Below are 13,222 nucleotides of genomic sequence, written 5' to 3' on the forward strand. Positions count from 1 at the left end.
GCCGACGCATCAGTGCGTAACCGAACCCGGCAGCCGAGCCCCACACGTAGCATTGCCGAGGCCGGGCGAGATGTCGTCGGCGCTAGCGCCCCCTTTGACTTCTGGCTAGCTGCAATCACTTTGACTTGGCGAGCAGTCGATCCCCGCGAGCTCCGCTGCGGCGCCGAGTGGTTCAGCTCGCATACCTTCCTGCGGGCCGGGTATCGCGATTCCGGTTGCCGGTAACGACATCAGCGGCACCTCGCGTCATGCTGAGGGGCAACAGTCCGTTACGGGCGTTGGGAGGAATCATGTCGATTGATGACGGCGGCCTGGGCGGGCGTCTTCGGCTGTACGAGCGCGCGGCGCTCGATCCGGGCCAGCGGGAGGTCTTCGACTGGCTGACGAAAGTGGCGGTGCCATGGGCGGAGTCCGCGAAGTTCCGGGCGGGCACCGATACGGGCCGGCTGATCGGTCCGTTCAACCCGGCCCTGCTGACCCCGGCCATCTCGTCCGCGTTCCTCGAGTTGGCGGTCACGGAGCAGACGAACACCTCGCTGAGCAAGCGCTGCAGGGAGGTCATCATCCTGTCGGTCGGCGCGGTGTGGCGGGCACCCTATGAGCTGTACGCGCATTGCGCGGTCGCCTTGCAGGCCGGGCTCCCCGATAAGGCGGTGCGCACACTGGCCGACGGCGGACTTCCGGAAGATCTGACCAAGGACGAGGCCGTCGCCCACCGTGTCGCCCGCGCACTGTCGGTCGAGCACCGGCTCGACGACGCGCTATACCGTGAGGCGGAGGCAACGCTCGGCCCGGCAGGCGTCATGGAGGCCGCCGTCCTGACCGGCATCTACCACACCGTGTGCGCGGTCCTCAACGCCTTCGAGATACCCGCACCGGCCTGATCGTTCGAGGGCGCGCACGCCTACCTGCCAGCGGGTAGCAGCGGTTGAAGCCCGCCTCGTGACCGCCGGTGACGAGGCCAGGCGTCGCATCGAACGCAACCTGCACGACGGGGCGCAGCAGCGCCTCGTGACCTTGCGGCTGCGCCTTCAGTCCCTGCAGGCCTCCCTGCCCGCCGACGGCCTGGTGCAACTCGAGATCGCCGAGCTCGCCGACGAAGTCGCGGCGGCGAGCGAGGAACTGCGTCAGCTCTCCCGCGGCATCCATCCGGCCGTGCTGTCCAATGCGGGCCTCGGCCCCGCACTGCGTGTCTTGAGTCGCCGTTTCGCCATGCCCGTCGAGCTACGCGTCGACGTCGCGCGGCGACTGCCCAAGTCCGTCGAGGTCGCGGTATATTACGTTGTCGCCGAGGCGCTCACCAACGCCGCCAAACACGCACACCCGTCAATGGTCACCATCACCGTGGAGGCCGACGACGCGCGGGTGCGGCTGTGGGTATCTGACGACGGCATCGGTGGTGCCGATCCGCAAGGATCCGGGCTGATCGGGCTCAGGGACCGGGTGGAGGCACTGGGCGGCCGGTTGGATGTCACCAGCTGCCACGGCGAGGGCACTACGCTCGCGGCCGAAATTCCCTGTGCGCCGGCCTGAGCGGGCAGCGCGCAGCTCGCTATTACCGACCCTGGTCGGTGCCGAGGGTGACCCGCGCCGTCATCGGCAGACCCGAACTGTGCACGAACGCGAGCGTGACCTCAGCCCCGGGTTCCCTGGATTGCACGGCGGCCACCAGGGTGGCCCCGCTGTCGATGATCTGGTCATCGACCTTGGTGACGACCGCGTCAACCGTCAATCCGGCCGCCGCACCGGGGCTTCCGGCGTCCACTCCGGTGATCCGGGCGCCGCGGACGCCGGCGTCGCCGGTGGCCTGTACGCCCAGCCAGCCATGCGATGCCCGCCCGGTTGCGGCCAGTTCGGCGGCGATGCGGGTGGCATGGTCGACGGGAATCGCATAGTTGAGGCCGATCGATCCGTGGGCCGTGATGCCCGCGCCCTCCGCGCCGGGCAGCACCGCCTCGGCCGCGTTGATGCCGACCAGCGCGCCGTTCATGTCGACGAGCGCACCACCGGAATTACCGGGATTGATGGCGGCGTCGGTTTGGATGGCGTAATACGCGCTCAGCGGGCGGTCCGGGTCAATTGCCGGACGTATCAACCGATTCAGCGCGCTGACGATGCCCGCGGTGACGGTGCCGCGCAGCCCGAGTGGAGACCCCACCGCCGCCACGGGCTGACCGACGCGCAGCTTCGCCGACGAGCCGACAGAGATCGGCGTGAGCCCTGACACGTCCCGAGCCCGCCCGATCGCAATGTCGCTCTTCGGGTCGGTGGCGATCAGGTCGAACGCCGCGGTGCGGCCGTCGTTGAGGGTCACCGCGGTGCCCGCCGGCGGCCGACGGCCGTCGCCGATCGGCGCCAGGACGTGGTTGTTGGTCATGATCAGCCCGTCGGCGGTGAGGATCACCCCGGAACCGAGCTGAGAGCGGTTGCCGTCGTTGACTTCGAGCGTCACCACGCTGGGCAACACCTTCGCGGCCACCTCCTCGACCGAGAACGCGCCGGAAGAATAAGGCCCGGGCAAGGTCATCGCGGAGCTGTAGTCCTGCGACGACCTTCCGACCGCGAGCGGGTGGGCGAGCAACGCAACGGCGGCGACAATGGTCGCGACAAACAGCGCGACCTCCACCCCACGCAGGATCAACAACCCGCCGCGCGCCAGCCGCTTCCGGCGCGCAGACACCCGGACCGCCCGGTGCGACGGGTGCCGGCCGGATGTCGGCATGAGGCAGTAGCAGCCGTCGCCAAAGGACATGAGTACTTTTCCTCACCTCGAATGCGTCGAAGCCCTTGGGGTGCAACGACATCGGTTCCGCGCTTGGCGCGCTGTGGAACCGCTCATGTCCAGGATCGCAGCTGCGGGCGTGGCTGTCGTTACCGCCACCGGCCATTCGGCTACCGCGCTAGCGGGTATCTAGCCGGCCAGCCCCAGGGCGTCGCGGATCGCGGCACCGGACAGGGCCGACTTGGGAATGAACGCCAAAGCCGGGCTGGCGGAGACCAACTCGGCGAAGTCCTCTTCGGCGTGGGTGGAGATCAAGATGGTCGGCACCTCGGCGCCCAACCCGTTGCTGTGCAGCTTTTCGACGAGGTCGAATCCGCTCTCCTCACCCAGGTCGATATCGACGAGCGTGACGTCGGGCTGCAGGTGCCTGACACACTGCAGCCCCTCGGCGGAGGACGTCGCCACCGCCACCACGTTGATCCCCTGATGCTCCAGCAACCGGGTCGCCGCATCGAGGAAGTCGCGGTTGTCATCGACGATGACGCACCGCGTCCGCTCATCAAGTGTCACGGCTTCAGTGTGGAGTAGTGGTCATCCGACCGCATGGAGGCTAGCAGGAAATTAACGGCGAATCGGGAAGGATTCGGCGCTCCGGCTGTGGCGCGCGAGCACGCCCATACCGGCTACCCGGGTAACGCGGAGTGCGGCTGACCGGAAGCCCCGACGGTTGCCAGCGGTGCAGACGCGGCTCAGCCCGGGCGGAATCGTAAGCCGTGGAGCCGACCGGCCCCGTACCCGCCGCGACACGAGAGGCGCATCATGACCCTGCCAGCGGAATTGCCTGCCGAAGCGGACCCCACGGCCGGGTTCGAACGCCAAGTCACACCCCTGCTCGGTGACCTTTATCGGCAGGCGATGCGGATGACCCGCCACCACGCCGACGCGGAGGATCTCGTTCAGGACACGATGGCGAAGGCCTTCGCCGCCTTCGACTCCTTCCGGCCGGAGAGCAACATCTCCGCATGGCTATACCGCATTCTGGTCAACACCCACATCAGCAATTGCCGCAAGACACAGCGGCGCCCGGCGCAGCATCTCTCGGAGGGGATCACGGACCTGCACTTCCGGGTGAGCGCCGCCCACTCCGGCGTGGGCCTGCCCTCGGCGGAAGATCAGGCCCTCAAACGCTTCGGCGACCACGATCTCGTCGCTGCCATGCGATCCCTGCCCGAGCAGTTCCGCACCACCGTGTACTACGCGGATGTCGAGGGCATGCCGTGCAAGGAAATCGCCGCGGTGATGGACACACCGATCGGGACGGTGGTGTCGCGCCTCCATCGGGGACGCCGCCGGCTACGCCTGCTGCTGGCCCAGCACCGCCAGGGCGAAAACTATGACCGCTCAGAGGATCTGGCGCGCACAGCGTGATACCCGGCCGCGTCAGCGCGAATCCAGGAACGTGATGACGGCGCGGACGCGGCGATGATCGTCGTCGGTCTCCGGCAGGCCGAGCTTGGTGAGGATGCTGCGGACGTGCTTTTCGACCGTGCCCTCCGTCACCCACAGCCGCCGCGCGATGCCGGCGTTGGAACGGCCCTCGGCCATCAACTCCAGCACCTCGAGTTCGCGCGGCGACAACGCCGACAGGGGATCGTCGCGCCGCCGCCCGGACACCAATTCCTGGACCACGGCCGGGTCGACCACCGACGCACCCTTCGCGATGCGCTGCAACGTGTCGACGAAATCCGCGACGTCGGTCACGCGACTCTTCAGCAGGTAGCCGATGCCGCGGCCGCTGGCCAGCAGTTCCATCGCGTGCTCGACGTCCACGTGTGCCGACAGCACCAGGATCCCGGTGTCCGGGAGTTCCTCGTGGATCACCCGGGCGGCCTCGAGGCCCTCGGTGGTGTGGGTGGGCGGCATCCGGATGTCCACCACCACGACGTCGGGGTGAGTGTCACGCACGAGCGGCAGCAACTCGACGGCGGTGCCGACCTGGCCGACGACATCGAACCCCGAGCGGTCCAGCAGGCTGGCCAAACCCTCCCGCAACAGGGTCTCGTCGTCGGCCACCACCGCGCGCAGCGCGACAGGAGCCGCGCCCGCCTCGGCGGAGCTTGTTTCCGTCGTCAACGCCTCGTCCTCCCGGCTCACCCGCTTTGAGCAACAATCTTGCACCGCGCGGTACCCGTTTTCCAGCTTTTCCCGTGCGGGTCGGCGCGACAAACAGCCTCGTGAAATGCACGATCGGACCGTCCGGGCGCGGTTGGGCTACGTTGGTTTCGTCGTTGGTTTCGTCGGAGCGAGCCCGCAAAAGGAGCAGCGATGAACGCGCCCAGTCCAGACGCCATCCGCGCAGAAACGATCACGATCACCGGCCACGGCGGCGACGAGATCGAGGCATACCGGGCCATGCCGCTCGCCGCGGGATCCCGCGGCGGAATCGTGTGGATCCACCACATGCCCGGCTACGACCGGGAAACCAAGGAGTTCGTCCGGCGGCTCGCCGTGAGCGGCTATCACGCGGTGGCCCCCAACCTGTATTCGCGCGAGGCCCCGGGCGCTGCGCCCGATGACGCGGCGGCCACCGTGCGGGCCGCCGGCGGCGTGCCCGACGAGCGGCTGGTCGGCGACGTCGCGGGCGCGGTCGAGCACCTGCGATCCCTGCCCGGCGCGAACGGGAAGTTCGGGGTCATCGGGCACTGCTCGGGCGGAAGGCACGCATTCCTGGCGGCCTGCTCGCTGCCGTTCGACGCCGCGGTGGACTGCTACGGCGCCTTCATCGTGGAGGACCTGCCCGAGGGCATGCCGAAGGCGATGCAACCGATCCTGCATCTGGCGGCGAAACTGAGCTGCCCGATGCTGGGGCTGTTCGGGGCCGACGACCGGTTCCCCGCGCCACCCGCCGTGGCCGCCCTGGACGCCGAGCTGACCAGATTCGACAAGCCACACGAGTTCGTCTCGTATGACGGCGCGGGCCACTCGTTCTTCTCCGTGGACCGGCCGGCGTATCGGCCCGAGGCGGCGGTGGACGGCTGGCGGCGCATCGACGATTTCTTCGCGACCCACCTGAAAGGCTAGGTGTGCCAACGCATGTGCACTTACCTCACCGAACACGCGCTGATCGACGGCAGCGGTAAGGGCGCGACGGGCTGGTTCGGCGCCAGCCGCGCGACCGTATACGTCGACCACCCCGTGCACGCGCCGTACGGCCACACGGTCAACATCGACGTGATCAACCCCGAGCTGGGCCCGTCGGCGCGGGTCGCCCTGGAACTCACCGAGGAGAGCGCGCTTGCGCTGGCCGACGCCATCCACCGCGCGATCGCCAACGCGCCGGCCGGGCTGGCGTCGAAGGACCAGGCGTGACCGCCCAACCCGACTACCCGCCCATGGCCGCCGCCCGCGGACGCGTCGAGCCCGCGCCGCGCCGGGTCCGCGGCTACCTCGGACACCAGCTGGTCTTCGACACCATCGCGGCCCGCTACGTTTGGGAATTGCCTTACTACCCGGCGTATTACGTTCCGCTGGCCGATGTGCGCACGGAATTCCTCCGCGATGAGAACCACCCGCAGGAGGTGCAGTTCGGTGCGTCGCGGCTGCACTCCCTGGTCGGCGACGGCCGGACCTTCCCCTCGGCGGCGCGGGTCTTCGACGCCGGCACCGACAGCCCCGTGGCGGGCACCGTGCGGTTCGAGTGGGATCCGTTGCGGTGGTTCGAGGAGGACGAGCCGATCTACGGCCACCCGCGCAACCCGTACTCGCGGGTCGACGCCCTGCGCTCCCACCGCCATGTCCGGGTCGAGCTCGACGGAATCGTGTTGGCCGACACCACATCGCCGGTGCTGTTATTCGAAACCGGGCTGCCCACAAGGTATTACATAGATCCGACCGACGTCGCATTCGAGCACCTGGAACCCAGCACGACCCAGACGCTGTGCCCGTACAAGGGGGTGACGTCGGGCTACTGGTCGGTGCGCGCGGGCGACATCACGCATCCGGACCTGGCGTGGACCTATCACTATCCGTTGCCGGCGGTCGCGCCCATCGCGGGCCTGGTGGCCTTCTACAACGAAAAGCTCGACATCAGCGTCGACGGCGTCGCCCCGCCCCGGCCGCGCACCCAGTTCAGCTAGCAGACGGCCACCGGCGGCGGACCGAACGAAATCAATATTTAAACCGCAGCACACACGCTCGAAACATTCCGGGCCGAGGCTTCACCCGTCTACGGCGTCACTTCGCACCGCAGCTGACGTATAGCCTTTGGTTCGAATTGGGGTGTGTCTGAACCATGTTGCCCTATCCCGATTGGCTGAATCCCGGCGACAACGCGTGGCAACTGGTGGCCGCGACCCTCGTCGGCCTGATGAGTATCCCGGGCATCGCCGTGCTGTACGGCGGCATCGTGCAGAAGAAGTGGGCCGTCAACACCATGCTGATGGCCTTCACCGGATTCTCGCTGGTGCTGGTCGTGTGGGTGCTCTGGGGCTTCAAGATGGGTTTCGGCGACCCGCTCAAGCTCGGACCCGGGATCCTGAGGGCCGCCGTCGGCATCCCCCACACCATCCTGTCCAGCAACAACCAGCAACAGGCCGTCATCCCGCTGTTGGACGGCACGATGCCGAAATTCCGGTTCTCGCAGACCACGCTGGCGTACTTCCAGTTCGTGTTCGCCGCCATCACGCCGCTGCTGTTCCTCGGCAGCGTGATCGGGCGGATGAGCTTCAAGGCGTGGCTCGTCTTCGTCCCGCTCTGGTCGACGATCGCCTACTCGGTCAACGCCTTCCTGTTGTGGGGCGGCGGCTGGTGGGCCCAGGCGGGTGCCCTGGATTACAGCGGTGGGTACGTGATCCACCTGGCCGCCGGCACAACGGGATTCGTCGCCGCCGCGGTCATCGGTCCGAGGCTGGCGCGCGACCGCGACAGAGCCGTGCCGAACAACCTTCCCCTGGCCGCGGTCGGCGCCGGCGTGCTGTGGTTGGGCTGGAACGGGTTCAACGGCGGTGACCCATACTTTTCCGGCGCCGACGCATCGCTGGCGGTGCTCAACACCAACCTCACGACCGCCGTCGCGCTGCTCACCTGGGTCTTGTGGGACATCTTCGCGAGCAGGCAGCGTAAGCCCACGTTCCTCGGTGCCGTCAACGGCATGATCACCGGCCTGGTGGCCATCACCCCGGCGGCCGGCTTCGTCAACAGCTTCGGCGCGATGATCATCGGCGTCGTCGCCTCGTCCATCGTCTGGATGTCCTGGAACTGGCTCGGCAGGACCAGGCTGTTCGCGAAGGTCGACGACACCCTGGGCGTGTTCCACACCCACGGGGTGGCCGGCCTGTCGGGCGGGTTGCTCGTCGGTGTGCTCGCCGACCCGAAGATCGTCGAATACCTGGGCGGCAGTGCGGGATCCGACGTCACGTTCTCCGGGTGGCTGTGGGGCCACCATCCCAAGCAGATCCTGATTCAGGCCGGCGCCGCGGGCACGGTCATCGTCTGGGACGCGCTCGTCACCTTCGTCATCCTGAAGGTCCTCGGCATCTTCATGAAGTTGCGGCTGCCCGAGGAGGTCCTGGAAACCGGGGACCTCGGCGTGCACGACGAAGAGGCCTACCCCGACGAAGCCCTCGTCACGGGCCGGCGGACCGAGCCGTTGGCGGCCACGCGGTCCCCGGCGGTGGCCGCCGAACCGGCCGAGACGGCCGACGATTGAGGCCGTGACGTCGCCATGAAACTGGTCACCGCGATCGTCCAGCCCTTCACGCTCGACGACGTCAAGCACGCCGTGGAGGCCGTCGGCGTGCTGGGCCTGACCGTCACAGAGGTCCAGGGCTACGGCCGGCAGCGCGGGCACACCGAGGTCTACCGCGGGGCCGAATACGTGGTGGAGTTCGTCCCCAAGGTCCGCGTCGAGGTGCTGGTCGATGCGGAGTTCGCCGGGCGTGTCGTCGACGCGATAACGACAGCGGCCCGTACCGGGAAAATCGGCGACGGCAAGGTCTGGGTCTCGACGGTGGACAGGGTCATCCGCATCCGGACCGGGGAACGCGACCACGACGCGCTTTGAGGTGTCGGCGGTCGGAAAATTATTCCGCACGCGGCGCGCCGAGAATCTGCGAAATGTGACATTTACCTCTTTTATCCGCGATTCTAAGAGGCTCTTATTTATTGAACCGCCGGAACCGCGGGTCTGACCGGTTCGCTCAGCTGCGGAATGTCCTGTTGCTTCGCGGGTATAGGATTCGCTACCTGTCGGCTCTGCGCGTCGGCAATAAAGGAATTCTAAGCGCAAATCGGGCGTTCGGTGTGACGTGTCCGACAGCGTCGATGTCGAATTCTTTTTGCCCGTAATTCGCTCGGTAAAATTTTTGCAAAAGCGCCGCCTGCGGGCGGCGGGATCCGGTTCATGCCGGGGCGCTCGGCGCCCGCCGAGGAGGCCGGAGGTCCTACGAAGACAGCAAAGGCGGTGCCAGCATGCTCGGAGTGAACCATCGACATCAGGCCAGAGACGGCGACGTCATCGAGTTGGGCGTGGCGGCCGGGTTCCCGATCGTCGTCGAGATCGGCGTGCACCACGGTCCCATCAGCGGCATCGCCGCCACCGCCGACGGCACCCGCCTCCTGGTGGCCAACCACGCCCGCGACACCGTCTCGGTCATCGACACCGAGACGTGCCGCGTCGTGCGGACCGTTCCGGGCTTCGGCGAGCCCTTCGCGCTCGCCGTGGGTGGCCGCGACAGCAACCGCGCCTACGTCAGCAGCGTGGCGCCGGCGTACGACTCGATCGCCGTCATCGACGTGCCGACCAACTCCGTCGTCGCCACGCATCCGCTGGCGCTGAGCGTGAGCGATCTGGCCGCGAGCCCCGACGGGCGTTACGTCTATGCGGGCCGAAACGGCGCCGGCGGCGCCGACGTCGCCGTCCTGGACACCAAGACCGGTGACGTGAAAGAGGTCGCGTGGGCGAACCGGCCGGGAACCACCACCGCGTGCGTGCGGACCAGCTCTGACGGCGGCCGCCTGTACGTCGCCACCAACGGCCCCGCCGGCGGGCAGCTCGTCCTCGTCGACACGCGGACGCCGGCGCGGTCGCGCGCCATCGGCACTGTCGAGATCGGTTTGCCCATCCGCGACGTCGCGCTGAGCCCCAACGGGGCGATCGCCTACGTGGTCAGCTGCGCCCCCGAGTCGGGAGCGGTGTTCGACGTCGTCGACACCCGCACCGCCAAGGTCACCGGTACGCGCAAGATCTCCGAGATCGGCGGCATCGTCACCGGCTTGAGCCTCAGCGGCGACGGCGATCGCGCATATGTGGTCAGCGACGACGGCATCACGGTGCTGTGCACCCTCACGCACGACGTCGTCGGCACCATCGGGGTGGCCAACCAGCCGTCCTGCGTGGTCGAGAGCGCGGACGCGAAGTACCTCTACGTCGCCGACTATTCCGGCACCGTCACCGTGGCGCCGGTCGCCTCGATCGTCGTCCTGGGCATCGAGACATCGGTGCCTGAGAGGGAGACCGCGACCGATTGGGTCGCGCCCGAGCTGCCTCGCTGCGAGCCGGCCCTGGCCTGACCATTGGGAGCCGATCGCGGGCCAAGACGCGTAAAACGCACATTGTCGGGGGAACCCGTTTTCTCATGGCGCGCGCGGCGATAGCATTCGCCCGACCGCACGTGGCGGTGTCGCGCTGAGAGTAAGGCGGTACCTCGATGGACAGCACGATGCAGGACTTCCCGTTGACCATCGCCGCGATCATGCGGCACGGCTGCGGCGTCCACGGAGCACGCACGGTCACCACCGCCACCGGCGATGGTTACCGGCGCATCACCCACCGCGAACTGGGTCGGCAGGCCGCCCGGTTGGCAAACGCGTTGCGCCGCCTCGGCGTTACCGGGGATGAGCGCGTCGCGACGTTCATGTGGAACAACGCCGAACACCTGGCGGCCTACCTCGCGGTGCCGTCGATGGGCGCCGTTCTGCACACCCTCAACATCCGCCTGTTCCCCGAGCAGATCGCCTACGTGGCCAACGAGGCCGAGGACCGGGTCGTGCTGGTCGACGCGTCGCTGGTCAAACTGCTCGCGCCGGTCCTCGGCGAACTCGAGACCGTACAGGCGGTGATCGTGGTCGGCGACGGCGACACGGCCGCGCTGGAGGAATCCGGTAAGACCGTGCTGGACTACGCCGAGCTGCTCGACGCCGAATCCCCCGACTTCGACTGGCCGGTGATCGACGAGCGCTGCGCGGCCGCGATGTGCTACACCAGCGGCACCACCGGCAACCCGAAAGGCGTTGTCTACAGCCATCGTTCGAGCTTTCTGCACGCCATGTCGGCGTGCACCACCAACGGCATCGGCGTCGGGGCGGTCGACAGCGTGCTGCCGATCGTACCGATGTTCCATGCGAACGCGTGGGGTCTGCCCTATGCGGCGCTGCTGGCGGGTGCCGACCTGGTGCTTCCCGACTGCCATCTCGACGCCCGCTCGCTGATCGACATGGTCGAAACCCAGCGGCCCACGTTGGCCGGAGCTGTGCCGACCATCTGGAACGATGTCCTGCACCGGCTGGAGGACGACCCCGAGCACGACATGTCGTCGCTGCGCCTGGTGGTTTGCGGCGGCTCGGCCGTGCCGGTATCGCTGATGCGCACCTTCGAGGAAAAGCACGGCGTGCAGATCCGGCAGCTGTGGGGCATGACCGAGACGTCGCCGATGGCCACCATGGCCTGGCCGCCGCCGGGCACCCCCGAGGACCAGCACTGGGCGTTCCGCGCGACGCAGGGTCAGCCGGTGGGCGGGGTGGAGATGCGGATCGTCGACGACGACGGCGCGGTGCTGCCCAACGACGGCGAGGCCGTCGGCGAGGTGGAGGTCCGCGGCCCGTGGATCACCGGGTCCTACTACCTGGGACGCGACGACTCGAAGTTCGACTCCGGCTGGCTGCGCACGGGCGACGTGGGCCGCATCGACGAGCGGGGCTTCGTCACGCTGACCGACCGGGCCAAGGACGTCATCAAGTCCGGTGGGGAATGGATCTCGTCGGTCGAGCTGGAAAACTGCCTCATCGGCCACCCGCAGGTGCTCGAGGCCGCCGTCGTCGGGGTGCCCGACGAGCGTTGGCAGGAGCGGCCGCTGGCCGTCATAGTGGCCAAGCATTCGTCGGTGAGCGCCGAAGACCTGCGAAAGTTCCTCGCGGACAAGGTAGCCCGCTGGTGGCTGCCCGAGCGATGGACGTTCGTCGACGAGATTCCGCGCACCAGCGTGGGCAAGTACGACAAGAAGGCGATCCGGGCGCGATACGCCGAGCACGGCTATTGGGTGGTCGAGGCCCGCGACTGAGCGGCCTGTGAGGCGCGCGACTGGAAAGGTGCGGTGCGTACATGAGCCTGCGCGTCGTTCAGTGGGCGACCGGATCGGTCGGCACCGCGGCCGTCAAGGGCGTGCTGGACCATCCCGAGCTCGAGCTCGTCGGCTGCTGGGTGCACTCGGAAGCCAAGGCCGGCAAGGACGTCGGCGACATCATCGGCACGCCGCCGTTGGGTGTCACGGCGACCAACCGCGTCGACGAGGTGCTCGCGCTGGACGCCGACGCGGTCATCTACGCGCCATTGCTGCCCGACGCCGAGGAAGTCGCCGCGCTGCTGCGCTCGGGCAAGAACGTCGTGACCCCGCTCGGGTGGTTCTACCCGAGCGAGAAGGAGGGCGCCCACCTGGAAGTCGCCGCGCAGGCCGGCAATGCCACGCTGCACGGCGCCGGGATCGGGCCCGGCGCGGCCACCGAACTGTTTCCCCTGCTGTTGTCGGTGATGTCGACGGGCGTGACTTTCCTTCGCGCCGAGGAGTTCTCCGACCTTCGCAGCTACGGTGCGCCGGACGTGCTGCGCTACGTGATGGGCTTCGGCGGGACGCCCGACAGCGCGCTCACCGGGCCGATGCAAAAGCTGCTCGACGGCGGCTTCACCCAGTCGGTCCGGCTCTGCGTCGACCAGCTGGGCTTTGCCGCCGGGCCCGTGCGGTCGTCGCAGGAGGTGGCCGTCGCGACGGCGCCGATCGACTCGCCGATCGGGACGATCGAGCCCGGCCAGGTGGCCGGGCGCCGCTTCCACTGGGAGGCGCTGGTGGGTGACGCGGTGGTCGTGCGGATCACCGTGAACTGGCTGATGGGTTCCGAAAACCTCGACCCGCCTTGGTCATTCGGGCCGGCGGGGGAGCGCTACGAGATCGAGGTGCGCGGCAACCCGGACACCTTCGTGACGATCAAGGGATGGCAGCCGGAAAGCGTGGAGGCGGGGCTGCGGAGCAACCCGGGCATAGTCGCGACCGCCGCGCACTGTGTCAACGCGGTCCCTGCCACCTGCGCCGCCCCGGCCGGGATTCAGAGTTTCTTCGACCTACCGCTGATCACCGGTCGGGCCGCTCCCGTGTTGGGGCGATGACGCCGCGAGACATAATCTGCTGCCAGGCCTTTCGGCGTGTCGTCGCAAGTGGTTATGTGTCGCGAAAC

The 13,222-nt window shown here is 68.2% G+C and carries 14 protein-coding genes; 11 read left to right on the plus strand and 3 right to left on the minus strand.

The window, feature by feature from the left end; all coding sequences use genetic code 11:
- The first annotated feature begins 290 nt into the window (after positions 1-290).
- On the plus strand, positions 291-884 hold the full coding sequence (locus A5705_RS21415; RefSeq protein ID WP_067877028.1) for a carboxymuconolactone decarboxylase family protein: 594 nt from the start codon (positions 291-293) through the stop codon (positions 882-884).
- Between the two features lie 58 nt (positions 885-942).
- Positions 943-1,533 carry a sensor histidine kinase gene (locus tag A5705_RS21420; protein ID WP_068279847.1) on the plus strand — a complete coding sequence of 197 codons (591 nt, stop codon included), beginning with the start codon at positions 943-945 and terminating at the stop codon, positions 1,531-1,533.
- Between the two features lie 22 nt (positions 1,534-1,555).
- On the opposite strand, the gene A5705_RS21425 is transcribed toward A5705_RS21420, so the two are convergent.
- Both A5705_RS21425 and A5705_RS21430 read right to left on the minus strand, forming a co-directional pair.
- Positions 1,556-2,752 carry a S1C family serine protease gene (locus A5705_RS21425; protein WP_068279848.1) on the minus strand — a complete coding sequence of 399 codons (1,197 nt, stop codon included), beginning with the start codon at positions 2,750-2,752 and terminating at the stop codon, positions 1,556-1,558.
- Positions 2,753-2,911: 159 nt separating this feature from the next.
- Positions 2,912-3,292, minus strand: a complete 381-nt coding sequence (locus A5705_RS21430) for a response regulator (RefSeq protein WP_067877018.1) — start codon at positions 3,290-3,292, stop codon at positions 2,912-2,914.
- Positions 3,293-3,541: 249 nt separating this feature from the next.
- Here A5705_RS21430 and A5705_RS21435 point away from each other — a divergent pair, with 249 nt between their 5' ends.
- Entirely contained in the window at positions 3,542-4,150 is a 609-nt protein-coding gene (locus A5705_RS21435) for a sigma-70 family RNA polymerase sigma factor (protein WP_068279853.1), read from the plus strand.
- 12 nt (positions 4,151-4,162) lie between these two features.
- Here A5705_RS21435 and A5705_RS21440 read toward each other — a convergent pair whose 3' ends face one another.
- On the minus strand, positions 4,163-4,807 hold the full coding sequence (locus A5705_RS21440) for a response regulator transcription factor (protein ID WP_082956616.1): 645 nt from the start codon (positions 4,805-4,807) through the stop codon (positions 4,163-4,165).
- Between the two features lie 240 nt (positions 4,808-5,047).
- Here A5705_RS21440 and A5705_RS21445 point away from each other — a divergent pair, with 240 nt between their 5' ends.
- The 8 genes from A5705_RS21445 to A5705_RS21480 all read left to right on the plus strand — a co-directional run bounded on the left by A5705_RS21445 (position 5,048) and on the right by A5705_RS21480 (position 13,154).
- Positions 5,048-5,803 (plus strand): dienelactone hydrolase family protein, encoded by a 756-nt coding sequence (locus tag A5705_RS21445; RefSeq protein WP_068279859.1) that lies wholly within the window; start codon positions 5,048-5,050, stop codon positions 5,801-5,803.
- Positions 5,804-5,815: 12 nt separating this feature from the next.
- Entirely contained in the window at positions 5,816-6,091 is a 276-nt protein-coding gene (locus A5705_RS21450) for a DUF6295 family protein (RefSeq protein WP_067877070.1), read from the plus strand.
- 23 nt (positions 6,092-6,114) lie between these two features.
- Positions 6,115-6,858, plus strand: a complete 744-nt coding sequence (locus A5705_RS21455) for a DUF427 domain-containing protein (RefSeq protein WP_068279911.1) — start codon at positions 6,115-6,117, stop codon at positions 6,856-6,858.
- A gap of 155 nt (positions 6,859-7,013) precedes the next feature.
- Positions 7,014-8,429: an ammonium transporter gene (locus A5705_RS21460; protein ID WP_067877009.1), complete on the plus strand. Its 1,416-nt coding sequence runs from the start codon at positions 7,014-7,016 to the stop codon at positions 8,427-8,429.
- A gap of 15 nt (positions 8,430-8,444) precedes the next feature.
- Positions 8,445-8,783 carry a P-II family nitrogen regulator gene (locus tag A5705_RS21465; protein WP_067877006.1) on the plus strand — a complete coding sequence of 113 codons (339 nt, stop codon included), beginning with the start codon at positions 8,445-8,447 and terminating at the stop codon, positions 8,781-8,783.
- Positions 8,784-9,190: 407 nt separating this feature from the next.
- Positions 9,191-10,291 (plus strand): YncE family protein, encoded by a 1,101-nt coding sequence (locus tag A5705_RS21470; protein WP_068279863.1) that lies wholly within the window; start codon positions 9,191-9,193, stop codon positions 10,289-10,291.
- Between the two features lie 137 nt (positions 10,292-10,428).
- Entirely contained in the window at positions 10,429-12,057 is a 1,629-nt protein-coding gene (locus A5705_RS21475; protein ID WP_068279866.1) for a long-chain fatty acid--CoA ligase, read from the plus strand.
- A 41-nt stretch (positions 12,058-12,098) separates the two neighbouring features.
- Entirely contained in the window at positions 12,099-13,154 is a 1,056-nt protein-coding gene (locus A5705_RS21480) for a dihydrodipicolinate reductase (protein ID WP_068279869.1), read from the plus strand.
- The last annotated feature ends 68 nt before the right edge of the window (positions 13,155-13,222 follow it).

The organism is Mycobacterium sp. E787 (genome assembly GCF_001668725.1).
Taxonomy (GTDB): Bacteria; Actinomycetota; Actinomycetes; order Mycobacteriales; family Mycobacteriaceae; genus Mycobacterium.